Source organism: Pontixanthobacter luteolus (assembly GCF_947494915.1).
Lineage (GTDB): Bacteria > Pseudomonadota > Alphaproteobacteria > Sphingomonadales > Sphingomonadaceae > Pontixanthobacter > Pontixanthobacter luteolus.
This window is the reverse complement of sequence record NZ_CANLWR010000001.1, coordinates 1,509,979-1,535,427: the sequence shown is the minus strand read 5'-3', so window position 1 is coordinate 1,535,427 and position 25,449 is coordinate 1,509,979. Positions and strand designations below refer to the sequence as shown.

Here is a 25,449-nt window from a genome sequence, read left to right as displayed (position 1 = left end):
CGACCGATGAGCAAGCAAAACAGCATTCTCGGGCGCCACAAGAAGCTCGAAAAGAACATCACGCTCCTGGCGGCTGGGACACTGGCGGTCGTTGCGATCGGCGGACTGGTGGAAATCGCGCCGCTGTTCTGGATCGATAACACGATCGAGAAGGTGGACGGGATGCGGCCTTACACTCCGCTGGAGCAGGCGGGCCGCGACATCTACATCCGCGAAGGGTGTTATACCTGCCACAGCCAGATGATCCGTCCATTTCGCGACGAAGTGGAACGTTACGGTCACTACAGTCTGGCAGCGGAGAGTATGTACGATCACCCTTTCCAATGGGGTTCGAAACGTACCGGACCGGATCTGGCGCGCGTTGGCGGGCGGTATTCGGATGACTGGCATGTGCAGCATCTGAAGAACCCGCAAAGCGTGGTTCCGCAAAGCATCATGCCGCAATATTCCTTCCTTGCCGAAACCGATCTGAAGGTTGCCGATCCGGCTGCGAATATGCGCGCATTGCAGATGGTCGGCGTGCCATACACTGATGAGCAGATTGAAATGGCCGAAGAGGATCTTCGCGGCCAGGCGGACGAGGCTGGCGATGCCAAGGGTATCGAAGCCCGGTATCCGAAATCGCAGACCCGCGATTTTGACGGCAACCCCGCGCGTCTGACCGAGCTCGACGCATTGATCGCTTACCTGCAGATGCTGGGTACGCTGGTGGATGTGAACAAGGCTGCGGCGCAGGAAGAACTGGCTGAGGAGAAAGGCCGGTGAGCTTCTACGAAACCTTGCGGCATTTTGCCGACAGCTACGGGCTGGCGCTGATGTTCGTGCTTTTCCTGATGCTGTGCCTGTGGCCGTTCCGGCCGGGATCGGACCGCCACAACCAGACTGCAGCCAATTCGATTTTTAAGGAAGACAGCGATGGCCAATAAGCCAACCGAAGGGCAGCGCGTCGACGAGCCTACTGGCACCGAATTCGTCGGGCATGAATGGGACGGGATCGAGGAACTGGACACCCCGATGCCGCGCTGGTGGGTGTGGACATTTTATCTCACCATCGTGTGGGCGGCGGTGTATGTTGTGCTCTATCCGGCATTGCCAATGCTGGAAAAGGGTACCGAGGGCATTCTCGGCTGGAGCAGCCGCGGCGATCTGGCCAAGGATATGAGCGCCGCCGATCTGGCGCAGCAATCCTTCCGCGAACAGCTCGCTGCGATCGATGTGGTGAAATTGCAGGATAACCCGCAGCTGATGCAGCAGGCGGTTGCTGGCGGGGCTGCCGCTTTCAAGGTCAACTGCGTCCAGTGCCACGGTTCCGGCGCAGCGGGCAGCCAGGGGCTGGGCTATCCCAACCTCGCCGATGATGACTGGCTGTGGGGAGGTGATTTGCAGGCGATCGAATACACGCTGATTCACGGCATCCGCCAACAGGGCGATGATCAGACGCGGTCGAGCATCATGCCGCCATTTGCCGGCGTCTTCAGCGATGAAGAGCTGAACGCGATTACCGATCACGTGATGTCGTTCAGCAAAATGGCGAACAGCAACCCGCTCGGTGCGGAAATCTATGCCAACAATTGCGCATCCTGCCACGGTGCAAACGGGATGGGCGACCGCGCACAGGGCGCACCAAACCTGTCCGATGCGATCTGGCTGTATGGCAACAGCCGCGCGCAGATCCAGAGCCAGATACTGGCACCACGCATGGGTATGATGCCCAAATGGGAAGGGCGGCTGGACCCGGTCACCATCAAGATGCTGGCAGCCTATGTGCATTCGCTCGGCGGGGGTGAAGATGTGATGGAGGTCGCTGAAGACCCGGTGGTCAATGCTGATGAGCAACCCTGACAAACCGATCGAGATAGCGGGCGGGGTCGTCAAAATGGTCGATCCTGCCGCCCATTCGGTTTCTGCCGCAACCGCAAAACCGGAAGCTGCAACTCGCCGCCACGCGCCGGAAGAACCGCCGCCTGCTCATCTTTATGAGAAGCAGAAAACTGTCCATAACCAGCGCATTGACGGCCCTTTCCGGCGGTTCAAATGGCTGGTGATGATCCTGACGCTGGCGGTGTACTACATCACCCCGTGGATCCGGTGGGACCGCGGCCCATATGCGCCGGACCAGGCGGTTCTGGTCGATCTGGCCGGGCGGCGTTTCTACATGTTCGGCATAGAGATATGGCCGCATGAATTCTATTTCGTGGCCGGCCTGCTCATCATGGCGGGGATCGGCCTGTTCTTGGTAACCAGCGCGGTCGGCAGGGCCTGGTGCGGCTATGCCTGCCCGCAAACCGTGTGGACCGATCTGTTCCAGCATATCGACCGGCTGGTCGATGGTGACCGTAATGCGCGTATCCGTCTGGATGCCGCACCGTGGGGACCAAGCAAGATCGCCAGGCGCGCGCTGAAATGGACCATCTATCTGGTGATCAGTTTCTGGACCGGCGGCGCGTGGATCATGTACTTCGCCGACGCGCCGACGCTTACCGTGGACTTCTGGACCGGTCAGGCCGCACCTGTCGCATACACCACGGTTGCCATTCTGACGCTGACGACTTTCGTGCTTGGCGGGTTCATGCGCGAACAGGTTTGCATCTACATGTGTCCGTGGCCGCGTATCCAGACTGCGATGCTCGACGAAAAATCGTTGATCGTCACCTACAAGGATTGGCGCGGTGAACCGCGCGGCAGCCTGAAGAAAGCGCGCAAGGAGCCGGAAAAGTTTGGCGACTGTATCGACTGCAAGCAATGTATCGCAGTGTGCCCGACAGGTATCGATATCCGCGAGGGGCCGCAGATCGGCTGCATCACTTGCGCGCTGTGCATCGATGCGTGCGACCGGGTCATGGCTGACATCGGCAAACCGCGCGGATTGATAGACTACGCGACGCTGGAAGATTGCGAGAAAGAAGCTGCCGGCGAAGAACCCCGTCCGGTTTGGAAGGCTTTGCTGAGGCCGCGGACAATTGCTTACACGATGATCTGGGGCAGCATCGGGCTGGCCATCCTGTTCGCCCTGGGTGTGCGCAACCATACGGAGATTTCCGCATCGCCAGATCGCAACCCGCCGTTCATGCTGATGAGCGACGGGTCGATCCGCAACGCATTCACGCTGAAGGTCCGCAACATGGAAAGCCGCCCGCGCGAAATGCAGATTGGACTGGAAGGTCTGCCGGGTGCGGTCATGTGGACTGGCGAAATTGCCCGCGGCGATGCAGCTGTAACGCAAGTTATCAAGGCGCAGGCTGATCAGACCAAGACCATCCGGGCCTACGTCATGGCGCCTGCAGATACGCCCGTCACAGACTTCCGCTTCACCGTCACATCATTGGACGAACAGCGTGAGACCGACACCAGCGAAACGCGCTTTTCCGCGCCAGGAGATAACTGATGGGCAAGCCGCTGACAGGCCGCACGATTTTGGGCATTTTCGTTGCCGGGTTCGGCATCGTTTTTGCCGTGAATTTCTACATGGCATCGCTGGCGGTCGGCGGCTTCAGCGGGGTCGTGGTCAAAAACTCCTACGTCGCCAGTCAGGAATTCAATGGATGGCTGGAACAGGCGGAAAAGCAGGCGCAGCTGGGCTGGAGTGCTGACGTCACCAAGGCACAGGCGGGGCATTTCTCTGTCGCGACCAAAGGTGTGCCGGAAGGGGCGATGGTCTCTGCCACCGCACGCAGGCCGCTTGGTCAGCCGGAAACTGTCGACGTCGAATTCACGCATTTCGCACCCGGCAATTACGTTTCGACACGCCCGCTCGCAGATGGGCGCTGGATCGTTCGTCTGGTCATCACCGATGGCGTGTCCCGCTGGATTGAAGAATTGCACGTTTCATGACTGCTCCGGCCACCATCGCAGCCGATGCGGCGCAAGAGCTGGTGGATACACGCTTTACCGTTCCGGGGATGCGCTGTGCGGGCTGTATTGCAAAAATCGAACGCGGGCTGGCGGAGGTTGACGGGGTCGAGAGCGCACGGGTCAATTTTTCTGCCAAGCGTGTCGCGGTGCGCCATACGAAATCGCTGAGCGAAGATCACCTGACGCAGGCGCTGTTCGAACTTGGGTTCGAAGCGCAGGCTGCCGCGGCCAATCCGCTTGCTGAAGATGACCGCGAATCCAAGGCACTGCTGCGGGCGCTGGCGGTTGCCGGGTTCGGAATGATGAACATCATGCTGTTGTCGGTCAGTATCTGGGCGGGGGCAGGCGGCGCCACGCGCGAGATGTTCCACTGGCTATCCGGCCTGATCGCACTACCGGTTATTGCCTATGCAGGCAGGCCGTTCTTCTCCTCCGCATTGATGGCGCTGCGGTATCGTAGAACCAACATGGACGTGCCGATTTCGATCGGCGTTCTGCTGGCCACCGGTCTGAGCATTTACGAAACACTCTACGGCGGCGGTCATGCCTATTTCGAAAGCGCGGTCATGCTGCTGTTCTTCCTGCTGGCGGGGCGCGCGCTCGATTCCATGATGCGCAACAAGATGCGCGCGGGCATTGGATCATTGCTCGGCCGGATGGGGCGCAGCGCGAGCGTTTTTCAAGGCGACGGATCCCTCTCGAGAATACCCGCTGACGATCTGGAGCCGGGGATGCTGATGCTGGTCGCGTCGGGCGAGGCATTGGCCGCAGACGGAGTAATCGAACAAGGCAGCGGCGCGATAGACAACGCCATGCTGACTGGCGAAAGCGCGCCGCAGACTGTCGCCAGGGACAGCGCAGTTCACGCTGGTGCGATCAACTTGCTGGACCCCTTGCAAGTCAGGATCACCGCCGCCGCATCAGACACTGCGATTGCAGAGATCGCGCGCCTGATGGACGAGGCCGGGCAATCGCGCAGCCGATATGTCCGGATTGCTGACCGTGCAGCGCGGCTTTACGCGCCTGCCGTTCATTCACTGTCAGCGCTGGCATTTGCGGGATGGATGATCGCCGGGGCCGGGTGGCATCAATCGCTGGTGGTTGCCATTGCTGTACTGATTATCACCTGTCCGTGTGCGATGGGACTGGCCGTTCCGGCAGCGCAGGTTGTTGCCAGCAACGCCCTGATCAAGCGCGGCGTTCTGGTGAAGGATGGCAGCGCGCTGGAAAGGCTTGCGGAGGTTGATACCGCTCTGTTCGACAAGACAGGCACCTTGACGCTTGGCGAAGCGCGTGCGGATGTCGAGGATCTGAGTGAAACCGAGCGAGCAATCGGTCTGGCGCTTGCGCAGCAGAGCCGGCATCCGTTGAGCAAGGGTCTGGCAAGATCGCTCGGCTTGGCAAAGACTGCCCCGGCAGTGCTGAGCGATGTGAGCGAAGTGGGCGGTGCCGGTGTCTATGCGCGATGCGGCGGTGTCGATGTGGCGTTGGAAAAACCGGCGGGCGGGGAGTCGGCGATGGCCGTTTCTCTGCGTGTCGGAGATGAAACGAAGCTGATCCGTTTCACCGATCAGATGCGCGCCGATGCAGGGGACACAGTTTCCCGTCTGGGCACATTGGGCATTACATCTGCGATCATGTCGGGCGACCGGCAGGATGCAGTGGACGAAATGGGCCGGGCGCTCGAAATCGAAGGCCAGGGCAATATGTTGCCGGCTGAAAAGCTGGAAAGGCTTTATGCGATGAAAGCCGCAGGCAGACTTCCCCTCATGGTCGGCGATGGCCTCAACGATGGACCCGCGCTGGCTGCGGCGCATGCCTCCGTCGCCCCGGGCACCGCCAGCGACGCCAGCCAGCAGGCCGCCGATGCCGTGTTTCTGGGCGAAAAACTGATGCCGGTGGTCGATGCGATCCGTGTTGCCCGCCGGACAATGGTGATCGTGCGGCAGAACTTCGGATTTGCTATCGGATACAATGTGCTGGCCGTGCCGTTGGCCTTGGCCGGGCTGGTCACGCCGCTGATCGCAGCGATTGCGATGTCGCTCAGTTCTGTAGTGGTCGTTGCCAATTCGCTGCGACTGGCGAGGGCTGCAAAGTGAGCGGCCTTGCCATTCTGATCCCGATTGCGCTTGGCATGGGCGGCCTCGGCCTCGCGGTGTTCTTCTGGGCTATGAAAAACGGCCAGTTCGACGATCTGGATGGCGCTGCGAACCGCGTCCTGATCGATGATGAAGAGGACGCGCTGTGAACCTTTCTCTCGCCGCGATCGGGGTTCTACTGCCGGTTATGATCGGTCCGCTGCCTGCGGACGATGGGGTGCAGGTTTTGCAGGTGCAGCTGTGTTCGGGCGGTGCGATCTCGATCCCGATTGGTGAACGGGAAACGCCGCCTAGTCAGCCATGCCCGGCGAAGGCGTGCCATGCGGGCGCTTGCCGCAAGAAAATTTGATCTGACGCAAAGACGCCTGCCGGTAATGCGGCCACACAGGCTGGCATGTGGCCTTATCATCCAGACCTGCTGGCGACCCCGGTCCCCCGCTATACAAGCTTTCCCACCGCCGCCGACTTCGCAGCCGTGGACCCCGGTGCCTATCGCAATGCGTTGATGCAGGCAGAGGGCGAGATATCGCTCTATGTCCATATCCCTTTCTGCGAGCAAATTTGCTTTTACTGCGGATGCAACACCGGTGCGGCCGGGCGCAGGCAGCGGGTGGTTTCCTATCTCGATGCCTTGCACAGCGAAATCGAAACGATTGCCGCCCTGCTGCCCGATAGCGCCCATATCGGGCGCATTGCGTTCGGCGGCGGCAGCCCGAATGCGATCACGCCAGAGGATTTTGAACGACTGACTGCTGCATTGCAGGACAATTTCGAATGCCCTGATCCTATGTTTTCGATCGAACTCGATCCGCGAACGATGACTGAAGAATGGGCCGCAACAATCGCCCGCACCGGAATAGACCGGGCAAGCCTGGGCGTGCAGACATTCGCGGCGCATTGTCAGAAGGCGATAGGCAGGGTTCAGTCAGAGGAAATGATCGTGCAAACGGTCAACTGGCTTCGTGATGCCGGTGTCACCTCGCTCAATTTCGATCTCATGTATGGCTTGCCCGAGCAGACTGAGGGCGATTTGCTCGACACATTGCATCGTACACGCGTGCTTGGCGCTGATCGGATCGCGTTGTTCGGATATGCCCATGTGCCGCACATCGTGCCGCGTCAGCGGGCTATCGATGCCAGCAACATGGCCGGACAGGACGAGCGTTTTGCAATGGCCAAGCTCGGATATTCCTATCTCTGCACGCACGGCTACGTGCCGGTGGGCTTTGATCATTTTGCGAAACCGGGCGGCGATCCGCTGGCCCACGCGGCACTATGCGGCGGGCTGAGGCGCAATTTCCAAGGGTACACTGATGACCGCGCAAAAACGCTGATCGGACTGGGCAGTTCGGCAATCAGCAGCTTCCCCGGCCTGCTCGTCCAGAACGAGAAGAACAGCGGGCGCTACAGGATGCAAGCTTCGCAGGGCCGGCTGACGGCCAGCCACGGCATCGTTCGGTCGGATGACGACCAGAAACGCGGTGCGATCATCGAATCGCTGCTGTGTCAGGGACACGCACGGATACCTGACGCGATTCGCAGCGAGATCGCTGGCAGGCTGTGTCCGTTTACCGTTCGCGGCCTGGCTGCAATGGAGGGGGATTACCTGACCATCCTGCCAGATGGATTGCCATATACGCGTACGATCGCCGCGCTGTTTGACCCTTACCGCGCAGAATCGCAGCGGCGTTTCAGTTCCGCCGTTTAGGCCCGGTTGGGCCGTGTTTGCACTGTAGGGGAATGGTGGGCGATGACAGGCTCGAACTGCCGACCCTCTCGGTGTAAACGAGATGCTCTACCAACTGAGCTAATCGCCCGATATCCATCGGAAGCGCCCTAATAACGCCCAAAGGTGCAAAATCAATCGCCAAAGTGGATTTCTTTGAACCTTTTTTTGCACACGGCTAAGGCCGCGGCATGAGCGACAAGCATATCAAGGTGTTCGCCACGGGCGGAACTATCGCCGGAGTGGCCGGTTCGGCGACGCGGCGCGACTACCGGCCGGGCCAGATCGGCATTGCCGATTTCCTGTCGGAGATGGATCGGATCGGCCTGTCTGCCAACCTGGTTGGCGAACAATTTGCCAATATCGGTTCGGAAGATATCGGGCCGCAGCTGTGGCACCGCCTGCACGATGCGGCGACGCGCGCGATGGCGGACGAGGATTGCCGCGGTATCATCATTACCCACGGGACTGACACAGCAGAAGAAACTGCGTTCCTGCTGGACCAGACGCTACCGACGACGAAGCCGGTTGTCGTTGTGGGCGCTATGCGCGCTGCCGATGCAGTGGGCAGTGACGGATTGCGCAATTTCGCCAATGCCGTGCGCGTGGCGGGCGATCCCGATGCGGCCGGCCGCGGCGTTCTGCTGGTCATGAGTGACCGCGTGTTTGCTGCCCGCGATGCGCGCAAGGCGCACACAGAGATGACGGATGCGTTCAAGGCGTTCCCACGCGGCCCGGTGGGGCACGTTACGCCGACATCGCTGGAATGGTTCGGCCCGCCGTGGCGGACGGGCGAACCGGCGCGATATGAATTTTACGAAGATATGCCCAAGGTCTCGATTCTTTACGCCTATGCCGGAATGTCACCCGACAATGTGGCTCAGGCGCTGGAAGGCGGGGCGAAGGGCATCGTGCTGGCGGGGTTTGGTCACGGAAACGCGCCGCGCGGAATTCGTGATGCGCTGGCCGAAGCGGTTCGGCAGGGCGTTCCGGTGGTTCGCGCATCGCGTGTGGACGAAGGGCTGGTCGACCGTGAGCCGGAGGATGATACCGCCGGTTTCGTGGCAGCGCGGGCGCTTGGCCCTGCACGGGCGCGAATTTTGCTGCAGTTGCTGCTTGCGAACGGGATCACCGACCCCGCTCGCATACAACAGGAATTCAGCCGACGCTGACGTACTAAATTATCAGCTGTGCGGCGTGACGAGGTATTTCTCGCCGGTTTTCATTGTCCGGTAATCCAGCACGGCTTCCTTGGTCAGCATCTCTTCAAGGTTGACCTTGGTCTTGTAGCTGCTGGCGAAGGTGGTGGTCAGGTTGTCGAGCACGCGCTGGCGCATGCGGGTGACGGTTTCCATTCCGGCATTGGCGAGAAACGGCGTCAGCAGCCAGCCCGAAAGCGTCCAGCCAAAACCATAGCTCGGAGTCAGAATGGTCGGGCCCATATCCAGGCGGCCATAGATGAACATGCGCTTCTGCTGGTTTGAACCATAGCGGCTGTATTCGGTCATTTTCGACACAGCGACCTGTTCCATCGCCTTGAACACGTTGTCGGTCGCCTGACCGCCGCCAATCGGATCGAAACCGTAAAAGGCGTCAGTCGCATCGATCGCTTCGCGCAGCTGCTTCATGAAATCATCGTCGGATGAATTGACGACATGCTTCGCGCCGAGTCCCTTGAGCAGATCGACATGGTCCGCCTTGCGCACGATGTTGACGAGATCGAGGCCGTCTTCCTGACAGATTTTGATCAGCATCTGGCCAAGGTTTGACGCGGCCGCTGTGTGCACGATCGCGTTTTGGCCATCCATCTTGGCATTCTCGACAAAGCCGAGCGCAGTCATCGGATTGACGAATGCCGATGCGCCGTCTTCCGCCGAATGATCGCCAAGCGGCAGGCACATTGCGGCATCGGCAATGCAATACTGGCTGTAGGCGCTGCCGGGGACGCAGGCGACGCGCTGACCGACCAGAGCCTTCGCCATGTCGCTGTCGCCCGCTGCGACAACCGTGCCGGCACCTTCGTTACCGGCGGGCAGTTTCTGGCCGTGGCGGGCCTTGGAACCGGTGTTGAAGGGTTCCGGCATTTTCGCGACGAATTTGCCGTTGCTGTATTCGGCATTTTCCAGATCGGCGGCACTGGTCAGGATCGCGAGGTCCGACGGGTTGATCGGGGCCGCTTCCATCTTGACGAGCACCTGATTGCCTGTCGGTTCGGGGAACGAAACCTCTTCAATGGCGACGGTCAGTGTGCCGTCGCTTTCGAGCGTTGTGAAAAGCTGTTTGCCTGTGGTGGTCATCTCTCGTTCTCCTGGATGTTATGTTTTGTCGGGATATTTGGCTGATTCGAAATAGAGGCCGTAGGGCGGGGCATTCAACCCCAGCGCCTGCCTATCTTTTGTTTCAAGTGCAGCAGCGACTCTCTGCTTGTCCCACCGGCCCATGCCCACATAGGCGAGGCAGCCGACCATTGAGCGGACCTGATGATGCAGGAAACTGCGCGCCTCTGCCTCGATAAACACCCATTCATCGCGGCGATAGACATCGAGCCGGTCGAGCGTTTTTACCGGGCTTTGCGCCTGGCAGTTGACGGACCGGAAGGTGGTGAAATCATGCTGGCCGACCAGCACCTGCGCTGCGTCGTGCATCGCCGCCTCGTCCAGATGCTGCGGCACCTGCCAGGCACGGTTTTTCTCGATCGTCAGCGGCGCACGGCGGTTGCAGATGCGGTAAATGTAACTGCGCCCCTCGCATGAAAAGCGTGCGTGCCAGTCATCGGGCACGAATTCGCAATGCGTCACGGCAATTGGGTGGGGGCGCAAATGAGCGTTCAGCGCCTCGGAAACCTTGAAAGTGGGCCATTCGCGCTCAAGATCGATATGCGCACGCATCGCATAGGCGTGGACACCGGTGTCGGTGCGCCCTGCCGATTGCATCCGCACCTGTTCGCCGCAGAACGCCTCTACGGCTTCTTCCACGGCCTGCTGGACGCTGGGACCATGCGTTTGGCGTTGCAGCCCCATGAACGGGGTGCCGTCAAATTCCAGAGTGAGCGCGTAACGGGTCAAGCGAACTGCGTCCCTTCCGGCACCGGTACGCCGCGCAGAAATTCGTCTGCGTCCATTTTCGGCTTTCCGGCTCGCTGGATGCGGACCAGCCGCAATGCACCGGTTCCGCAGGCGATGGTCAGCATGTCGTCCAGGGTGGCACCTGGCGTTCCCTGGCCCGCAGCCAGTTCCGCCTTCAAGACTTTTACGCGTTCACCGTTCATCTCAAACCATGCGCCAGGGAAGGGGGCAAGCGCGCGTATCTTCCGCTCGATAACCTCTGCATCCTCCGACCAATCGATCTTCGCCTCTGCCTTGTCGATCTTGGGCGCATGGGTCGCATCCTCATCGTCCTGTTCGACCGGGTGGTGGAAGCTCAGACTACGGACGGTGCCGACCATCAATTGCGCGCCCAGTTCGGCCAGTTCCTCGGTCAATTCGCCCGTCGTCTTGTCATCAATCGGTGTGCGAACGGTGGCCAGCATCGGGCCTGTGTCGAGCCCGGCCTCCATCTGCATGATGGTGACGCCGGTCACCGGGTCTCCAGCCATGATTGCGCGGTGAATCGGTGCCGCACCGCGCCAGCGCGGCAGGATCGAGGCGTGGACGTTGAGGCAGCCATGCACCGGAATATCGAGAATCGCCTGCGGCAAGATCATCCCGTACGCTGCGACAATCGCGATGTCGGGTTCCAGCGCGGCAAATGCTTCCTGCGCTTCGGCAGTTTTCAGCGATGTCGGGCAGCGAACCTCGATACTGAGTATCTCGGCCTCTTTCTGCACGGGCGATGGTTGCAGTTTCTTGCCGCGACCTGCGGGGCGGGGCGGCTGGGTATAAACCGCAACGATCGTGTGGCCGGCTTTGTGCAGGGCGTTGAGCGTCGGCACCGCAAAGTCGGGTGTTCCCATGAAAATGATGCGCATGGCGGGGTCTCTCGGCCTTCCTATTAAGCGCGGCAAGCCCTATCTTCGCCGGCATGGCATCGCAAGAGATCGAAACACTCAGTTCTGCATTGGCGCGGCTGCCCGGGCTTGGCCCGCGTTCCGCGCGGCGTGCGGTGTTGTGGCTGGTCAAACGCCGCGAAACTGCGCTGGCGCCTCTGCTGGACGCGCTTCTCGCGGTGCAGGACAGGCTGGTCGAATGCGAGATTTGCAGCAATGTCGATACGCAGCAACCATGCGGCATCTGCGCCGACCCGCGCCGCGACCAGCGTTCGATCTGCGTGGTGGAGGATGTGTCCGATCTGTGGGCGCTCGACCGGGCAAAGCTGTTCACCGGGCGTTACCATGTGCTGGGCGGGAAACTGTCAGCGATGGACGGAATCCGGCCCGAAGACCTGAATATCGGCTCGCTCCTCGACCGTGTATCGGTTGGCGGGATCGACGAGATCGTTCTGGCGATGAATGCCACGCTGGAAGGGCAAACGACCGCGCATTACATTGCTGAACGGCTGGAGGAATTTCCGGTACGTATCACTCAGCTGGCGCACGGCCTGCCGGTTGGCGGTGAACTCGATTATCTCGACGAAGGAACGTTGGCGCAGGCGCTGCGTGCGCGCAGACCGGTCGATTGAGCGTCTGCTGCGGCTTGCGATAGGGCGAAACCCACCCTAAATAGGGCGCATGGCTATCCGTGAAATTCTTGAAGTGCCGGACCCCCGGCTCAAAACCGTCTCGACCCCTGTCGATGTGTTCGATGACGAACTGAAGACGCTCGTCGAAGACATGTTCGAAACCATGTACGACGCGCCCGGTATCGGCCTTGCGGCGATCCAGGTCGGCGTTCCCAAGCGCGTTCTGGTGATCGATCTTCAAGAACCGGACATGGATGCGGAGCCGGAGGAATGCGGCCATGATCACGGTGACGGTCAGGGATCGCACAAGCACTATCCGGTGAAGAAAGAGCCGCGCGTATTCATCAATCCGGAGATTCTTGATCCGGCGGAAGAACTCGCGACTTATCAGGAAGGCTGCCTTTCGGTTCCGGAAATCTATGCCGATGTCGACCGTCCGGCGACCTGCCGCGTCCGCTATCAGGATCTGGACGGCAAAACGCACGAAGAAGACCTAGATGGTCTGATGGCGACCTGCATCCAGCACGAAATGGATCACCTCGAAGGTATTCTGTTCATCGACCACCTTAGCCGGTTGAAAAAACAGATGGCGATCAAGAAGCTGAACAAGCTGCGCCGCGCGGCCTGATCGTCAAACACCCAGCAGCAGACCAGAAACAGAAAAGCCCCCGATTTTCGGGGGCTTTTTGTTTGTCGGCGGTGCTTATGCCGATCAGGCGGCCTGACGCATCTGGCTTAGCGCTTTCAGACAATCGTCGGCACATTCACGGCACATCTGCGCGCACCGGCGGCAATGGTCGTTATCGTGCTTGGAACACTCGTCGAAACATGCCTCGCAAGCTGCAACGCAGGTACGCAGCATAGCCTCGATCACGCCGACATTTCCGGCGGTGCGGCGGGTGGCGACGCGGTAGGTCGCGGTGCAAATGTCCGAGCAATCCATGCACAGGCGGATGCATTCGCGCATATCGCCTTCTTCGGCGCTGCACGCATCGGCGCAGCTGTTGGCTATCGCCGCGCAATACATCGCGTGCTTGACCGCCTCGCCCAGATGTTCGTTGTAATCGGCCCCGACTTGGGGGTGATCCTGGATCATTTCCTTGATCGACATGAATAATCTCCTTTTCCATGGATCAGCGAACGAGGCAGGGGATTGGTTCCAGATGGAGCTTGGATTGGCCAAACGTTCCAGCTATGTTCCGTAAATGGACATGATTGGATTGATAGCCGCGCTAGTTGCTTTGGTGGTTGGCGGCGCGCTCGGATTTTTTGTTGGCTCGCGGCCCGTAGCCGATTGGAAAACGCGCTATGAGCAACGCGACGCTGAGGCCAAGGAAGCATCGGACAAGGTCGGCCGCATGGCGCCTGAACTGGCAACCATGAGCGACCGCGCCTCGCGTGCGGATGCGCTGGCGGAAAGGCTCGATCGCACCAGCGAGGAACTCACTGCGCTCAAGGCGCAGGCAGCCGGGTTCGCGGAACAAAAGCGATTGCTTGAAGAATCGCGCGAAAAACTGCTGAAGGAATTCGAGAATACCGGCGCGAAGGTGCTTGGCGCTGCGCAGGAGAAATTCCTTGAGCGAGCGAACGAGCGGCTGGGTCATTCGGAAAAGACATCGGAAGAAAAGATCAAGGCGCTGCTCCAGCCTGTGGGCGACCGGCTGAAGAAATACGAGGATCAGGTTACCGCGCTGGAGGAGAAGCGCACCAATGCTTTCACCTCGCTCAACACGCAGATCGAACAGATGCGCCTTGGCCAGGAAGAAGTCCGGCGCGAGGCGCAAAAGCTGAGCAATTCACTGACGGCAGGGCCAAAGGCTCGCGGCCGTTGGGGGGAACGGGCGCTGCAGAACGTGCTCGAACAATGCGGTCTCTCGCAGCACACCGATTTCAATCTGGAACAATCGATTGATACGGAAGAAGGGCGCTTGCGGCCGGATGCCATCGTCAACGTGCCCGGCCAGAAGAAACTGGTTATCGATGCAAAGGTTTCGCTCAACGCCTATCAGGAAGCGTTTGAAACTGATGACGACAATGTGCGCAAGGCCGCACTTGCCGCGCACGCCAAATCAATGCGCGGCCACGTTCAGCAATTGGGCGCGAAAAGTTATCAGAGCCAGTTCGATGACGCGCCTGATTACGTGGTGATGTTTGTGCCCGGCGAACACTTCGTCGCCGCCGCGCTGGAAGCTGATCCAGACCTGTGGGATTTCGCCTTCCAGAACGGTGTCTTGCTGGCCACGCCGACCAATCTGGTCGCCATTGCACGCACCATTGCGCAGGTTTGGCGGCAGGATCAGCTGGCCGATGAAGCACGTGAAATCGGAAAGGCCGGGGCAGAGCTTTACGAACGCCTCGCTGTTGCATCACAGCATTTGAAGCGGGTCGGTTCCGGCCTCGAAACGGCGGTCGGCAATTACAACAAGTTCGTCGGCAGCTTTGAACGCAATGTCCTGTCTTCGGGCAAGCGTCTGGCTGAGAAGGGCATCGAAATAGGCAAGCGCGAGATCGAAGAGGTTCCTCTGGTGGAATCGGCCCCGCGCTATACCGCTGCCGACGTGCAATCTGACGAGCAGGCTTCCCTGCCGGATCAGTCCAGCGACGCCAGCACTTCGTAAGCGAGTACTGCGCCTGCAACCGCAGCGTTCAGGCTGTCGGCGCGGCCTCTCATCGGCATCGTGACGCGCAGGTCGCACTCGGCCTCATATTCCTCCGGCAGACCGCGCGATTCGTTGCCGACCAGAATGAAACAGGGTCCGGCATAAGGGGCGCCGCGATAGGGCACTGCATCACGCAGGCTTGCTGCGACCAGCTGGCCATCGCCTGCGCGCAGCCATGTGACGAAATCCGCCCAGTCTGCCTGCGCCACCTGCTGAGTGAAAATCGCCCCCATGCTGGCGCGAACGGCCTCCACGGAAAAGGGATCGGCGCAGTCGTCAATCAGGATCAGGCCGCCGGCCCCGATCGCATCGCAGGTGCGCAGCATGGTGCCCAGATTGCCCGGATCACGCAGAGCCTGAGCGACCATCCAGATGCCAGCCGAGCTCCGGTCCAGTGCGCCCAGAGACGTGTCGAATTCACTGAACACCCCGGCTACGGCCTGCGGGTTATCCTTGCCTGTAATCTTGGTAAGGATATCGGCGGTGGTTTCGATAATCTCACCGCCATGTGCCTCGACTGCGCCTTCCAGCTCGGTCAGCAAAGCGTGCGGATCGCGTCCCTTGGCCATGACCAGCGTTTCCGGCAGGCGCCCGCATTCACGGGCATCGGTCAGCAATCGCAGCCCTTCGGCCAGGAATTTGCCTTCGCGCTTGCGGTGTTTCTTGTCGCGCAGACTGCGCAGGTATTTGACCGTCGGATTGGAGAATCCGGTGATTTCGCGCCGACCTGCAAAGGACATTATTCTTCGCCGAAGCCGTCTTCGACCAGCGCGCCAAGTTCGTGCAGGATCGCGTTGCTGTTTTCGCCGGTGACGATCAAATCGATCGTATCGCCCTTCGCCGCGCCCAGCATCATCAGGCCCAGGATCGAACCGCCTGCGGCCTCGTTACCATCCTTGGCGACCTTTACGTTGACGCCAGTTGGCAAGGCGGCCACTGCGCCGACGAATTTTGCGCTGGCCCGCGCGTGCAGGCCGCGCTGATTGACAATGGTGATTGTGCGGCGAACTTCGCTCATGATGCCTTTGCCTCGGCATTCTCCTGGCCAAGGAATTCGGATGCGATGGTGATATAGTTGCGGCCCGCATCGCGTGCGGCCATCGCGGTCGTCAGCAAATCGTTCTTCTTGCGTGCGCCGGCCAGCCTGATCAGCATGGGCAGATTGATCCCGGCGATGACTTCGACCCGGCCCTTGTCCAGCAGCGAAATCGCCAGGTTGGATGGTGTGCCTCCGAACAGGTCTGTCAAAATGATGACACCGGCACCGCTATCGACATCTTCGATTGCAGAGGCGATTTCCGCGCGGCGGGCCTCCATATCGTCGTTTGGGCCGATGCAGATCGTGGCGATCGCATCCTGCTTGCCGACGACATGCTCCATCGCATTGACGAATTCGTTGGCGAGATCGCCGTGCGTAACCAGAATGACTCCAATCATGGTCGGCGCATGTGTGACGATTTTCGTAAAGGCGCAAGGGCAATGCTGCGCAAGGTGGCGATCATGCCTTGGGTCCTTCAATTTCATCCGCGGCGCGCGAGGCCAGATTGCGATGAATGACCGTGGGCGAAAAGCCGTCTTCTTGCAAGGCATCGGCCATCCGCGCCGCGGTAAATACAGAGCGGTGACGGCCGCCGGTGCAGCCGAACGCGATGTTGACGTAGCTTTTGCCCTGCGCGGCATATCGGGGGAGCAGAGTGCCCAGCAATGCGCGGATTTGGGCGAATGCGGTATCAAATGCCGGATCGCTGCGGATATGATCACCCACGGGTTTGTCCAACCCGGTCTGCTCACGCAGATCTTCTATCCAGTGCGGATTATCGAGAAACCGCATGTCGAACACCAAGTCGGCCAGAGGCGGCGTGCCGCGGGCAAATCCGAAGCTGGAAATAATGATCGACATGCTTTGCGGAGCACTGCCGCCAAACTGTTCGCGAACGTTTTGCTGCAACTGGTTGCTGGAAAACTCCGACGTATCGATCACCACATCAGCCCAGCGACGCAGCGGCTCCAGCAATTCGCGTTCCGCCTGGATGCCCACCCGTACCGGCCGCCCTTGCGCCATAGGGTGGCGGCGGCGCGTTTCATTGTACCGGCGTTCGAGTTCCCCGCTCGCGCAATCGAGGAATACCGTTGTGACCAACAGATCGTCGCGCTCTGACAGTTCTTTCACCTTGGCGATAATGTCTTGCGGGACGAAACCGCGCGTGCGGGAATCGAATCCGATGGCCAGCGGGGTTCGCTGTTCGTCGCTGCCGCTGCGTCCGATCAAACGGCCAAGAAGGCGAATGGGGAAATTATCGATCGCTTCCCATCCGAGATCTTCGAGAACCCGCAGCGCGGTTGTTTTTCCAGCGCCGGAAAGGCCCGTGACCAGCAGAATGTGCTGGCGTCGATCGGTTGTTGTGGTTGGCGAATCGTTGGTCATCGGGCTTCGTGGTCTGGGCCTAAAACTGCCGCCTGCAAAGGTCTTTCACAGGAAAGGCAGCGATCATGGCAATCCATGGATCCGCATTGCCCAATGCACCCGTGTCGCCGCAGGCGACAGGCGTGGGTCGAATTGCAGCCGCGGTATTGCGTGACCTTCAATATCTATAATTTCAGCCTGCTCGACATAGCGCGGCGCATCACCGGTTAGCGCAAGGACAAGGCAAACCGGCGCATCTGTGACGGGCAGCGCCGCGATCCCGACATTCCGTATCTCAATCAGGCCTTCGGTGTTTGGCGGAGGGGAAGCATGCAGACGGCCGTTCTGCACATCGAGCGTCACGCCATCATCCCCGATCAGCATCGCACCGCGATCAATCAGCTCCAGGGCAAGAGAAGTCTTTCCCGCGCCCGGCGAACCTTCGATCAACATTCCGCGGCCTTCGATCGACACCGCTGTCGCCTGGCGCAGCGTCGGGTCGGTCATAACGCGTTTTCGACAACGTGCGGCAGCGACAGGACGAGGCACGCACCGTTTGTGCCATCGGCGCGGCTTTGTGCGAACAGCGACCCTCCATGCGCCTCTGCAATTGTTCTGGCGATGGCGAGGCCCAGGCCGCTATGATTACCGAATGCTTCGGCATCGGGCCGCAGCGAATGGAAGCGCTGGAAGACTTTCTCGCGCGCATCCTCCGGAATGCCCGGACCTTGGTCGCACACCGTCAGGCGCACGGTCTGGTCTTCGATATCGATTTGCATGTCGATGCGGCCGTTCTGCGGGGAAAACGAGACCGCATTGTCGAGCAGGTTTTCGATCACACGCTCTAGCCTGACGGGAACGCCCATCACGTTCGCGGCGCCAAGTGGTTTTGCTACTTCAACTGTAAGGTTGCGGTTTTCATCGCGGTATTCGCGCCGCTCGATAATCGCTTCGGCAAGAGCGGCCAGATCGATCGGTTCGAACTTTGCGCGCGACATTTCGGCATCGATCCTGCTCGCATCGGAGATTTCCGTTACCAGCCGGTCGATCCGGCGAACGTCATGTGATGCAATGTCGGTCAATTGTTTGCGGAGTTCCGGATCATCGACCCGAGCGAGCGACTCGATTGCGCTGCGCAGACTGGCCAACGGGTTCTTGATCTCGTGGGCGACATCGGCGGCGAAATGTTCGACGGCATCGATGCGCAGGCGCAGGGCGTCGGTCATATCCGAGACAGCGCGTGCGAGCAGGCCGATTTCATCTGCTCTTTCAGGCAGGCGAGGGACTTCGACTTCGCGTTCCCGCCCGAGCCGCACCCGGATGGCAGCCTTGGCCAGTGAACGAAGCGGCAGGACAATGGTCCGCGCCAGATAAAGCGACAGCGCGATGGAGATAAACAGCGCAAGGAACACCGCGCCGACCAGCGTTGTGCGGGCGCTGCGAACGGTTTCGGTGATGTCCACGGCATTGCGGGTGGTAAGCAGGGTCGACCCCTTCAGTCCCACAGGCGCCGCCGCATTGATTACAGGGGTCCCGTCAGGCGCATCACGCAGCTGGATCTGCGACAGACCTTGTTCGCGCGCTCTTGCAAGTTCGGGCCAGGAATCGGCCTGCGCCTCTGCCGGCTCGATGTAATCCGGGATCGGTTCGGCGCCGACGATCGTGTCCACCGCGCGGTCCAGCATCTGGGCGAAATCTTCCCGCCAGGTATCCTGCCCCACATCGTCGAATGCAAAGGCAGGTTCGTCCAGCGCAAAGCTGTCGGCCCACAAATTTCCTTCCGCATCGAACATGCGCAGGCGCATCCGCTGTTCCTTGCCGATCTGGATGAGCAGCGCTTCCTGTCGTTCGCGGGTCGCCCCCGCCAGCGCCTCTGCGGTAATCTGCGCCTCGATCCGGGCAAGTTTGTAGCGTTCGTCGAGCAGCTGTTTGCGGTAACCGTCGAGGTAGAAGATACCGCCGCCAAGCAAGGCAAGCGGCAGTATGTTCACTGCAAGAATACGGGAAGTGAGCGAAATCCAGCTGGACCAGCTGAGCTTGTCCAAGCCAGCTTCCAGCTTTTCTCCAATCGTGCTGTCAGCCATCGGTGAAGCTGTATCCCGCGCCGTAAAGCGTATCTATCGCATTGAAATCGGAATCCACGCTGCGGAATTTGCGCCGCATCCGCTTGATGTGGCTATCCACCGTACGGTCATCCACGAAGATATCGTCGGGATAGGCCGCGTCCATCAACTGGTTGCGTGACTTGATCACCCCGGGACGCGCAGCAAGGGCTTCCAGGATGAGGAATTCGGTTACCGTGAGTGATACGGGTTTGTCATTCCAGGTCACATGATGGCGGGCAGGGTCCATCGACAACCGGCCGCGTTCAATCGTCCCAGCGGGATTGCTGCCTTCATCACCCTCTGGCCCGGTAATGATCGCAGCCCGCGCATCGCTGCGGCGCAGGATTGCGCGGATGCGGGCGAGCAGCAGGCGCAGGCTGAAAGGTTTGGCGATGTAATCATCCGCGCCCTGAGCAAGCCCGGCCTCCTCGTCCTGTTCATCATCCTTGCTGGTCAGGAAAATGACGGGAAGGGCGGAATTCTGGCGCAATCGGCGAAGCAGTTCCATCCCGTCCATGCGCGGCATCTTGATGTCGAAAACGGCGAGGTCTGGCGGATTTTCCAGCAAGGCTTTCAGGGCTGCTTGGCCGTCGGAATACAGGCGCGTCGCATACCCTTCCGCCTGCAGCGCAATCGAAACTGTCGTCAGGATATTACGGTCATCATCGACAAGCGCGATCACCTGCTGCCCGTCGGCAGGTTCCTCGCCATGTCCGATCACGGACCGCTGCTGCGGTTGCGACATTCCCTCTCCAAGCACACTGAATATTTCGATTGCTGGTGAAGTAGCGATTTCTACCGCGCTAGACAACGCGAGAGCGGCGAAATCCTGCGCCCAACCTGATTTCAGGCCGCGTGAGCGCCCGCCGGTTTGACGTAGCGGCGCGGGATGATTATGCGGCTAGCGAACGCCGGTGCATTCGTATGCAGGCGAATCGGTTACCACCGTAGCGACCTAAAATCCCGCGCTTGTTGGCCGGGTCAGGAGACATTTGTGACAACCCCGCTTTCATTCCCGCTTGCCAGCCAGAACATCGAAACTTCGGCCACGATCCATCCCAATCTGGGTACGGCACAATTGGTTGAACAGGCACTTGCCAACGGCGAAGGCCGCCTGGCGAAGCACGGGCCGCTGGTTGTTGAAACCGGGCAGCACACCGGCCGTTCTGCGAACGACAAATTCATCGTTCGCGACGATACGACCGAAGACACGGTCTGGTGGGGCAAGGTCAACAAGTCGATGACCGCTGAACACTTCGCGAATCTGAAACAGGATTTCCTCGCCGCTGTTGGACAGAAGGACACGCTCTACGTGGCTGACCTGTTTGGCGGATCGCAGCCGGAATACCGCGTGAATGTTCGCGTGATCAACGAACTGGCATGGCACAACCTGTTCATTCGCACTCTGCTGGTTCGCCCGACTGCGGATGAACTCGCCGATTTCACCCCTGAATATACGATCATCGATCTGCCCAGCTTCCGCGCTGATCCGGAACGCCATGGGACGCGCAGCGAAACCGTGATTGCGGTCAATCTGGCAGAGAAGCTGATCCTGATCGGCGGCACGAAATATGCTGGCGAGATGAAGAAGAGCGTGTTCGGCATCCTGAATTATCTGCTGCCGGCCAAGGGCGTGATGCCAATGCACTGTTCGGCGAATATTGGTTCTGACGGAAAGACCGCCGTATTCTTCGGCCTGTCGGGCACCGGTAAGACCACGCTTTCGGCTGATGCCAGCCGTACACTGATCGGCGACGACGAACATGGCTGGTCGGACACCGCGGTCTTCAATTTCGAGGGCGGTTGCTACGCAAAGATGATCCGCCTCTCGGAAGAAGCCGAGCCGGAAATCTACGCCACCACGCGCAAGTTCGGGACGGTTCTTGAAAACGTCGTGATGGACCCCGAAACCCGCGAACTGGACTTCGACGACAACTCGCTCGCGGAGAATACCCGCGGTGCCTATCCGATCGAATCGATCCCCAACACATCGGAAGACAATCTTGGCCCGGTGCCGAGCAATGTCATCATGCTTACCGCAGATGCCTTCGGCGTATTGCCTCCGATTTCGCGGCTGACGCCCGATCAGGCAATGTATCACTTCCTGTCGGGATACACCGCGAAGGTTGCCGGCACTGAAATCGGCGTGACCGAGCCAGAGGCCACTTTCAGCACCTGTTTCGGTGCACCTTTCATGCCGCGCCATCCAAGTGTTTACGGCAATCTTTTGAAAGAGCGCATCGCCAAGGGCGGGGTTGCCTGCTGGCTGGTCAACACCGGCTGGACCGGCGGCAAGTACGGTGTTGGCAACCGCATGCCGATCAAGGCAACGCGCGCCCTACTCAATGCGGCACTCGACGGATCGCTCAACAACGCTGAATTCCGCAAGGACCCGAATTTCGGTTTCGAAGTGCCAGTGGCTGTTCCGGGCGTCGACAGCAGCATCCTCGAACCCCGCTCGACCTGGGCTGATGGTGAGGAATACGACCGCACCGCTCAAAAGCTGGTGCAGCTGTTCGTCGACAATTTCTCGGAATTTGAAGAGCATGTCGACGAAGGCGTGCGCAAGGCTGCGCCGACGGCTGCCTGACCAGACTGATTTCCAGTTGGAGAGGAAAGGCCTCTTTCCCCTGAGGGGGAAGGGGGCCTTTTTCGTGGCCGCCGGTCATTTCGCGGTCCAAGATATTGATATTATGGATAAATGGGTCTGAGGGGCAGGCTTCTGCCGAATGATCGGGCGAACGTTCAGCCCCTTTACATTGGTCCGTATTCGGACATGATACTCCTGACTGAAATAGCAGGAGAATAACATTGGGTCTTTTCGACGAAATTCTTAAAAACATCGGCGGCGCGCCGGATGATGTTGCGAACCTTGCCGACAAGATCGGCATCGATCCCGCGATGGCGGAAAAGGCGATCGCGGCACTTGGCCAGACCCATCAGATGCAAGGCGACACGGTCGAACTCGCATCTGCCAAGACCGGGCTGGACACCGGCGTGCTCAACCAGATCGTGCAGCATGTTGGCGGCGAAGGATCGCTGAGCAAGTTCGCTGCGATGATCGATCAGGATGGCGACGGTAATCCGCTGGACGAGATTGCCGGGTTTGCCGGCAAGCTTTTCGGCAAGAAATGAACTGAACCCTATTACAATCAGGAGGGCAGTATGAGCCTTGCACAAATGTTACAGCAAAGCGGCGTCATCGAAAGCATGGCCGGCGAACTGGGTATCGACCCGCAGACAGCAAAGGTGGGCGCCGGTGCGCTGTTGCCCGCAATCGTGGCAGGCATGGGCCGCAGTGCGACTGGCGGTGCGGCCACCAGCGATCCGCTAGGCGGTCTTGGCGGTCTGGCAGGTGCCATTCTTGGCGGCGGGGGCGGTAACATGCTCGACGCAGTTCTCGGCCAGTCACCAACGCCAACCCAACAGGGGAACGATATCCTCGGTACAATCTTTGGCAGCAAGGATGTGAGCCGCGGCGTCGCTGGCGAAGTTGCCGCACTGACCGGGATCGATGAAGCGATCCTGAAGAAAATGTTGCCGATTCTGGCGATGGCGGCGGCTGGTTATATGGCCAAGAACGCCGCAGGTGGCGGGGCGCAGCAACAGGGCGGAGGAGCGCTGGGCGGCATTCTCGGCTCCATCGTTACCGGCATGATGACCAGGTAACCAGGCGGCGGCGGGGCCGTTATCAGGCCCCGCCGCTGTTTCCTGATTCGTCTGCGCCGTCCGGCTCGGAGGCGCCCTCGTCATCACCATCAGTCGGCACGATTTCGACCACCGGCATGGATGACAGCATAGAGACGTCGAAAGGCTCGCCCTCGGGTGCCTTTTCCAAAGCGGCTACGAACCGACGTGCTTCAGCTGCAAGCCGCCCGCCATGCGGGTTGGACATCAGCGGACGAACGCTGTGCGATGCCAGGCCGATCTTGCCTTCCTGTGCCTGCATCCTGCCGACCCTCATCCACAGCCCCTGATCGAAAGGTGCCAGCTGTGCTGCCCGCTCAAGGGCGTGCTTGGCCTGTTCCGGTGGTTCCAGCCCGCGCTCTGCGTAGCTGCGGTAGTAATAGATCAGCGGCAGAGGGTGATCGTTTTCCAGTTTGTTGAGTTTTGAGAATGGCACCATCGCTTCGCCATAGGCCTTGCCGCGATCTTCAGCGTCAGTTGCCAGCCTGAACAGCGAATAACCTTTCTGGATATAAGCGTTCTTGGTGCCAGAATTGGCCGCGATGGCCCTGTCAGCTGCGGCGATGGCTTCTGCGTAGTTGCCGGCGTCATGCTCGGCTTCGGCCAAGACTGCCTGAACCGCCGCGTCAGCCGGGTATTCTTCCGCAATCTCGCGGACCTCTTCGAGCAACTCTATCGCCTCTTCGCGGTTGACGCCGCGCTGTGAGACGATTTGCAGCGGCAAAACCTTGTTATGCCCTTCGCTTACTTCGCGGACTGTAATCGCCCCTGTCTCCAGTTTGTCGGGACTGATCGTGAAGTTATACATCCGCTTGGCGCGCTGATATTTGTCCAACTCATCTTCAAGCTGGTCCAGATCGCCAAAGGCTGATTGTGCAGCGTCAAGCGCATCCTGGCCACCGGCCAGCGCGGCCAGATACGCCCTCATTTGTCCCTGACGTTCCTGATTGAAGGTCAGGTAATGATACAGCAGCCAGCTGCGGCCATAGAATGCGTCATACCGCTTCCCGCGATTTTCAGCGTAAAGTTCGCGGTCGAACAATTCGCGGACCGAAACCTTGTCAGCATAAAACAGCTCGTTTGCACGGTGATTGGCCGGGCGGCCCACCACAACGTTTCCGTTAGCGGGGAACTTTGCCGAAGCGAAGAATTCGGCTGCGCCCTCGTTGATCCAGCGCGGCATTGCGAACCGCGAGCCCGAGATCATGAAGTGATGCGCGTATTCGTGGAGCAGCGTTCGCATGGAAGCGGTCGGTTCCCGGTTGCTCATCCGGATGTCGGGGACGAATGCGCGCGATCCGCCAGCACGGGGAACATAAAAGCCGCCGATGTATCGGCTGTTCTCACCATAGAGTTTCTGCAAGCTGCGACGGCTGCCGACCGCAAAGATCGTAACTCTGTTGGACGGGCTGGGTTTGGGCACGGTGCGGCCGCTCACATACTCCATCGCGGCATGATAGCTTTCCAGCATCTGCGCAAACTGGCGAATATCTTTCTCGCTATCATCTGCATAGACGACAAAATAGTCGCTTTCCGCGACCCGCCACTTTGCTTGGGCACTATTCGGCAAAACGAGGAAAGATGCGGCGACGAGTGCCAGCAAGCGATCAATCATAAATCCCAACCCGTAGTCTGTTCGTTCGCACCGATGATAGCGGAAGAACTACGAAGTTACAGAGTGTTGTTTGGGCCGGTTTTATTTCTGGCTTAAGTCTCTCACATTCTCTGTCAGTCGCGTATCGACTTCAGTGTCGCCATGCAGAACCGAAACGTCACCTGTTGTCTCTAACACGACGGCCCTGATCTTGGAGAATTCAAGGGCGTTTGCTTCGCGCAGCTTCGCGATGAGATCCGATTGTGCGACCCGTTCTGCCTTCAGCGCCTCGTGGCAAATCTTCCCATCCTTCATAAGCAGGACGGGATCATTTTGCATCGCACTTTCTATCTTGTCCGAGCTTTTGCGCAGCCGGGACGAAATGTTCTGGAACACAAACAGCGCCAGCATTGCTGCGCCGACCTGAGCCAGCGTCGGCCAATCGCTCGCTTGAGAGGCACCGGCGACCAACGAGCCCAGCGCGACTGTCATGACGAAGTCGAAATTGGTCATTTTCGAAAGTGAGCGAAGCCCGTTTGTGCGGATCAGCAGCACTACCCAGACCATCGCAATGATCGAAAGCAAAAGCCCCCGGGCGATGGCATCGATGACAGGATCGGATGGAAAAAACATGCTGGCCCCTTGGAAACGCGCCCGCAGCTGCGTTCGCTCTTGTTAAGGGAGCGAACCAGCTGCGGCATTGTT

29 protein-coding genes and 1 tRNA gene are annotated in these 25,449 nt (G+C 59.8%); 16 read left to right on the top strand and 14 right to left on the bottom strand.

Features of this window, described 5'->3' with window-relative positions; genetic code table 11:
* Positions 1-6: 6 nt before the first annotated feature.
* Genes ccoO through hemN form a run of 9 tightly spaced genes read left to right on the top strand, consistent with a single transcriptional unit; the run spans position 7 to position 7,659 of the window.
* A complete protein-coding gene (ccoO, locus tag PO778_RS07525; RefSeq protein WP_271439120.1) occupies positions 7-765 on the top strand; it encodes a cytochrome-c oxidase, cbb3-type subunit II in 759 nt (252 codons plus the stop codon).
* Entirely contained in the window at positions 762-926 is a 165-nt protein-coding gene (locus tag PO778_RS07520; protein WP_160730304.1) for a cbb3-type cytochrome c oxidase subunit 3, read from the top strand. The genes ccoO and PO778_RS07520 overlap by 4 nt, the downstream gene beginning before the upstream one ends.
* Entirely contained in the window at positions 916-1,842 is a 927-nt protein-coding gene (gene ccoP / locus PO778_RS07515; protein ID WP_271439119.1) for a cytochrome-c oxidase, cbb3-type subunit III, read from the top strand. Before PO778_RS07520 ends, ccoP begins: the two co-directional genes overlap by 11 nt.
* The gene (ccoG, locus tag PO778_RS07510; protein WP_271439118.1) at positions 1,829-3,385 is read left to right on the top strand and encodes a cytochrome c oxidase accessory protein CcoG; all 1,557 of its coding nucleotides are present in this window, start codon (positions 1,829-1,831) and stop codon (positions 3,383-3,385) included. Before ccoP ends, ccoG begins: the two co-directional genes overlap by 14 nt.
* The gene (locus tag PO778_RS07505) at positions 3,385-3,831 is read left to right on the top strand and encodes a FixH family protein (RefSeq protein WP_271439117.1); all 447 of its coding nucleotides are present in this window, start codon (positions 3,385-3,387) and stop codon (positions 3,829-3,831) included. The genes ccoG and PO778_RS07505 overlap by 1 nt, the downstream gene beginning before the upstream one ends.
* Entirely contained in the window at positions 3,828-5,951 is a 2,124-nt protein-coding gene (locus tag PO778_RS07500) for a heavy metal translocating P-type ATPase (protein ID WP_271439116.1), read from the top strand. The genes PO778_RS07505 and PO778_RS07500 overlap by 4 nt, the downstream gene beginning before the upstream one ends.
* Positions 5,948-6,100 carry a cbb3-type cytochrome oxidase assembly protein CcoS gene (gene ccoS, locus PO778_RS07495; protein ID WP_160730300.1) on the top strand — a complete coding sequence of 51 codons (153 nt, stop codon included), beginning with the start codon at positions 5,948-5,950 and terminating at the stop codon, positions 6,098-6,100. The genes PO778_RS07500 and ccoS overlap by 4 nt, the downstream gene beginning before the upstream one ends.
* Positions 6,097-6,300, top strand: coding sequence for a hypothetical protein (locus tag PO778_RS07490; protein ID WP_271439115.1), 204 nt, complete (start codon positions 6,097-6,099; stop codon positions 6,298-6,300). The genes ccoS and PO778_RS07490 overlap by 4 nt, the downstream gene beginning before the upstream one ends.
* A 45-nt stretch (positions 6,301-6,345) precedes the next feature.
* Positions 6,346-7,659 (top strand): oxygen-independent coproporphyrinogen III oxidase, encoded by a 1,314-nt coding sequence (gene hemN, locus PO778_RS07485; protein WP_271439114.1) that lies wholly within the window; start codon positions 6,346-6,348, stop codon positions 7,657-7,659.
* A gap of 33 nt (positions 7,660-7,692) precedes the next feature.
* Here hemN and PO778_RS07480 read toward each other — a convergent pair.
* A tRNA-Val gene (locus PO778_RS07480) sits at positions 7,693-7,768 on the bottom strand.
* Between the two features lie 100 nt (positions 7,769-7,868).
* On the opposite strand from PO778_RS07480, the gene PO778_RS07475 reads away from it, so the two are divergent.
* The gene (locus PO778_RS07475; protein ID WP_271439113.1) at positions 7,869-8,849 is read left to right on the top strand and encodes an asparaginase; all 981 of its coding nucleotides are present in this window, start codon (positions 7,869-7,871) and stop codon (positions 8,847-8,849) included.
* Positions 8,850-8,861: 12 nt separating this feature from the next.
* Here PO778_RS07475 and PO778_RS07470 read toward each other — a convergent pair whose 3' ends face one another.
* Genes PO778_RS07470 through fmt form a run of 3 tightly spaced genes read right to left on the bottom strand, consistent with a single transcriptional unit; the run spans position 8,862 to position 11,644 of the window.
* Positions 8,862-9,974 carry a zinc-binding dehydrogenase gene (locus PO778_RS07470; RefSeq protein WP_271439112.1) on the bottom strand — a complete coding sequence of 371 codons (1,113 nt, stop codon included), beginning with the start codon at positions 9,972-9,974 and terminating at the stop codon, positions 8,862-8,864.
* An 18-nt stretch (positions 9,975-9,992) separates the two neighbouring features.
* The gene (gene truA, locus PO778_RS07465) at positions 9,993-10,742 is read right to left on the bottom strand and encodes a tRNA pseudouridine(38-40) synthase TruA (RefSeq protein ID WP_271439111.1); all 750 of its coding nucleotides are present in this window, start codon (positions 10,740-10,742) and stop codon (positions 9,993-9,995) included.
* The gene (gene fmt, locus PO778_RS07460; protein ID WP_271439110.1) at positions 10,739-11,644 is read right to left on the bottom strand and encodes a methionyl-tRNA formyltransferase; all 906 of its coding nucleotides are present in this window, start codon (positions 11,642-11,644) and stop codon (positions 10,739-10,741) included. The genes truA and fmt overlap by 4 nt, the downstream gene beginning before the upstream one ends.
* A gap of 53 nt (positions 11,645-11,697) precedes the next feature.
* On the opposite strand from fmt, the gene recR reads away from it, so the two are divergent.
* Together recR and def are read left to right on the top strand one after the other, a co-directional pair.
* The gene (gene recR / locus PO778_RS07455) at positions 11,698-12,294 is read left to right on the top strand and encodes a recombination mediator RecR (protein WP_160730294.1); all 597 of its coding nucleotides are present in this window, start codon (positions 11,698-11,700) and stop codon (positions 12,292-12,294) included.
* 49 nt (positions 12,295-12,343) lie between these two features.
* Positions 12,344-12,922 (top strand): peptide deformylase, encoded by a 579-nt coding sequence (gene def / locus PO778_RS07450; RefSeq protein WP_160730293.1) that lies wholly within the window; start codon positions 12,344-12,346, stop codon positions 12,920-12,922.
* An 84-nt stretch (positions 12,923-13,006) separates the two neighbouring features.
* Here def and PO778_RS07445 read toward each other — a convergent pair whose 3' ends face one another.
* On the bottom strand, positions 13,007-13,405 hold the full coding sequence (locus PO778_RS07445; protein ID WP_271439109.1) for a four-helix bundle copper-binding protein: 399 nt from the start codon (positions 13,403-13,405) through the stop codon (positions 13,007-13,009).
* Positions 13,406-13,505: 100 nt separating this feature from the next.
* Between PO778_RS07445 and PO778_RS07440 the strand changes: the two genes are divergently transcribed.
* Positions 13,506-14,912 carry a DNA recombination protein RmuC gene (locus PO778_RS07440; protein WP_271439108.1) on the top strand — a complete coding sequence of 469 codons (1,407 nt, stop codon included), beginning with the start codon at positions 13,506-13,508 and terminating at the stop codon, positions 14,910-14,912.
* Here the strand turns inward: PO778_RS07440 and PO778_RS07435 are convergent.
* From PO778_RS07435 to PO778_RS07405, 7 genes are all read right to left on the bottom strand, one after another.
* The gene (locus tag PO778_RS07435; RefSeq protein WP_271439107.1) at positions 14,885-15,694 is read right to left on the bottom strand and encodes a TrmH family RNA methyltransferase; all 810 of its coding nucleotides are present in this window, start codon (positions 15,692-15,694) and stop codon (positions 14,885-14,887) included. The two genes, PO778_RS07440 and PO778_RS07435, sit on opposite strands and share 28 nt — an antisense overlap.
* Positions 15,694-15,972, bottom strand: a complete 279-nt coding sequence (locus tag PO778_RS07430) for an HPr family phosphocarrier protein (protein ID WP_271439106.1) — start codon at positions 15,970-15,972, stop codon at positions 15,694-15,696. The genes PO778_RS07435 and PO778_RS07430 overlap by 1 nt, the downstream gene beginning before the upstream one ends.
* A complete protein-coding gene (locus tag PO778_RS07425; protein ID WP_160730288.1) occupies positions 15,969-16,391 on the bottom strand; it encodes a PTS sugar transporter subunit IIA in 423 nt (140 codons plus the stop codon). The genes PO778_RS07430 and PO778_RS07425 overlap by 4 nt, the downstream gene beginning before the upstream one ends.
* A 61-nt stretch (positions 16,392-16,452) precedes the next feature.
* Positions 16,453-17,379, bottom strand: a complete 927-nt coding sequence (gene rapZ / locus PO778_RS07420; protein ID WP_160730287.1) for an RNase adapter RapZ — start codon at positions 17,377-17,379, stop codon at positions 16,453-16,455.
* Between the two features lie 63 nt (positions 17,380-17,442).
* Positions 17,443-17,865 (bottom strand): HPr kinase/phosphorylase, encoded by a 423-nt coding sequence (locus PO778_RS07415; protein ID WP_271439105.1) that lies wholly within the window; start codon positions 17,863-17,865, stop codon positions 17,443-17,445.
* On the bottom strand, positions 17,862-19,442 hold the full coding sequence (locus tag PO778_RS07410; protein WP_271439104.1) for an ATP-binding protein: 1,581 nt from the start codon (positions 19,440-19,442) through the stop codon (positions 17,862-17,864). The genes PO778_RS07415 and PO778_RS07410 overlap by 4 nt, the downstream gene beginning before the upstream one ends.
* Positions 19,435-20,208: a response regulator transcription factor gene (locus PO778_RS07405; protein WP_160730284.1), complete on the bottom strand. Its 774-nt coding sequence runs from the start codon at positions 20,206-20,208 to the stop codon at positions 19,435-19,437. The genes PO778_RS07410 and PO778_RS07405 overlap by 8 nt, the downstream gene beginning before the upstream one ends.
* A 249-nt stretch (positions 20,209-20,457) precedes the next feature.
* Here PO778_RS07405 and PO778_RS07400 point away from each other — a divergent pair, with 249 nt between their 5' ends.
* From PO778_RS07400 to PO778_RS07390, 3 genes are all read left to right on the top strand, one after another.
* Positions 20,458-22,053 (top strand): phosphoenolpyruvate carboxykinase, encoded by a 1,596-nt coding sequence (locus PO778_RS07400; RefSeq protein WP_271439103.1) that lies wholly within the window; start codon positions 20,458-20,460, stop codon positions 22,051-22,053.
* A 221-nt stretch (positions 22,054-22,274) separates the two neighbouring features.
* Complete coding sequence (locus PO778_RS07395) at positions 22,275-22,598, top strand: hypothetical protein (protein ID WP_160730282.1); 324 nt, start codon at positions 22,275-22,277, stop codon at positions 22,596-22,598.
* 30 nt (positions 22,599-22,628) lie between these two features.
* On the top strand, positions 22,629-23,132 hold the full coding sequence (locus tag PO778_RS07390) for a DUF937 domain-containing protein (protein WP_160730281.1): 504 nt from the start codon (positions 22,629-22,631) through the stop codon (positions 23,130-23,132).
* Positions 23,133-23,154: 22 nt separating this feature from the next.
* Here PO778_RS07390 and PO778_RS07385 read toward each other — a convergent pair whose 3' ends face one another.
* Both PO778_RS07385 and PO778_RS07380 read right to left on the bottom strand, forming a co-directional pair.
* Positions 23,155-24,765: a DUF1570 domain-containing protein gene (locus tag PO778_RS07385; RefSeq protein WP_271439102.1), complete on the bottom strand. Its 1,611-nt coding sequence runs from the start codon at positions 24,763-24,765 to the stop codon at positions 23,155-23,157.
* A gap of 81 nt (positions 24,766-24,846) precedes the next feature.
* On the bottom strand, positions 24,847-25,377 hold the full coding sequence (locus PO778_RS07380) for a DUF421 domain-containing protein (RefSeq protein WP_271439101.1): 531 nt from the start codon (positions 25,375-25,377) through the stop codon (positions 24,847-24,849).
* Between the last annotated feature and the right edge of the window lie 72 nt (positions 25,378-25,449).

What these genes read in the sequence shown, in the direction of transcription:
- ccoO (WP_271439120.1), top strand. Translation starts at nt 7, where the DNA reads ATGAGCAAGCAAAACAGCATTCTCGGGCGCCACAAGAAGCTCGAAAAG.
- ccoP (WP_271439119.1), top strand. Translation starts at nt 916, where the DNA reads ATGGCCAATAAGCCAACCGAAGGGCAGCGCGTCGACGAGCCTACTGGC.
- ccoG (WP_271439118.1), top strand. Translation starts at nt 1,829, where the DNA reads ATGAGCAACCCTGACAAACCGATCGAGATAGCGGGCGGGGTCGTCAAA.
- PO778_RS07505 (WP_271439117.1), top strand. Translation starts at nt 3,385, where the DNA reads ATGGGCAAGCCGCTGACAGGCCGCACGATTTTGGGCATTTTCGTTGCC.
- PO778_RS07500 (WP_271439116.1), top strand. Translation starts at nt 3,828, where the DNA reads ATGACTGCTCCGGCCACCATCGCAGCCGATGCGGCGCAAGAGCTGGTG.
- hemN (WP_271439114.1), top strand. Translation starts at nt 6,346, where the DNA reads ATGTGGCCTTATCATCCAGACCTGCTGGCGACCCCGGTCCCCCGCTAT.
- PO778_RS07475 (WP_271439113.1), top strand. Translation starts at nt 7,869, where the DNA reads ATGAGCGACAAGCATATCAAGGTGTTCGCCACGGGCGGAACTATCGCC.
- PO778_RS07470 (WP_271439112.1), bottom strand. Translation starts at nt 9,974, where the DNA reads ATGACCACCACAGGCAAACAGCTTTTCACAACGCTCGAAAGCGACGGC.
- fmt (WP_271439110.1), bottom strand. Translation starts at nt 11,644, where the DNA reads ATGCGCATCATTTTCATGGGAACACCCGACTTTGCGGTGCCGACGCTC.
- recR (WP_160730294.1), top strand. Translation starts at nt 11,698, where the DNA reads ATGGCATCGCAAGAGATCGAAACACTCAGTTCTGCATTGGCGCGGCTG.
- def (WP_160730293.1), top strand. Translation starts at nt 12,344, where the DNA reads ATGGCTATCCGTGAAATTCTTGAAGTGCCGGACCCCCGGCTCAAAACC.
- PO778_RS07445 (WP_271439109.1), bottom strand. Translation starts at nt 13,405, where the DNA reads ATGTCGATCAAGGAAATGATCCAGGATCACCCCCAAGTCGGGGCCGAT.
- PO778_RS07440 (WP_271439108.1), top strand. Translation starts at nt 13,506, where the DNA reads ATGATTGGATTGATAGCCGCGCTAGTTGCTTTGGTGGTTGGCGGCGCG.
- PO778_RS07435 (WP_271439107.1), bottom strand. Translation starts at nt 15,694, where the DNA reads ATGTCCTTTGCAGGTCGGCGCGAAATCACCGGATTCTCCAATCCGACG.
- PO778_RS07430 (WP_271439106.1), bottom strand. Translation starts at nt 15,972, where the DNA reads ATGAGCGAAGTTCGCCGCACAATCACCATTGTCAATCAGCGCGGCCTG.
- PO778_RS07425 (WP_160730288.1), bottom strand. Translation starts at nt 16,391, where the DNA reads ATGATTGGAGTCATTCTGGTTACGCACGGCGATCTCGCCAACGAATTC.
- rapZ (WP_160730287.1), bottom strand. Translation starts at nt 17,379, where the DNA reads ATGACCAACGATTCGCCAACCACAACAACCGATCGACGCCAGCACATT.
- PO778_RS07415 (WP_271439105.1), bottom strand. Translation starts at nt 17,865, where the DNA reads ATGACCGACCCGACGCTGCGCCAGGCGACAGCGGTGTCGATCGAAGGC.
- PO778_RS07410 (WP_271439104.1), bottom strand. Translation starts at nt 19,442, where the DNA reads ATGGCTGACAGCACGATTGGAGAAAAGCTGGAAGCTGGCTTGGACAAG.
- PO778_RS07405 (WP_160730284.1), bottom strand. Translation starts at nt 20,208, where the DNA reads ATGTCGCAACCGCAGCAGCGGTCCGTGATCGGACATGGCGAGGAACCT.
- PO778_RS07390 (WP_160730281.1), top strand. Translation starts at nt 22,629, where the DNA reads ATGAGCCTTGCACAAATGTTACAGCAAAGCGGCGTCATCGAAAGCATG.
- PO778_RS07385 (WP_271439102.1), bottom strand. Translation starts at nt 24,765, where the DNA reads ATGATTGATCGCTTGCTGGCACTCGTCGCCGCATCTTTCCTCGTTTTG.
- PO778_RS07380 (WP_271439101.1), bottom strand. Translation starts at nt 25,377, where the DNA reads ATGTTTTTTCCATCCGATCCTGTCATCGATGCCATCGCCCGGGGGCTT.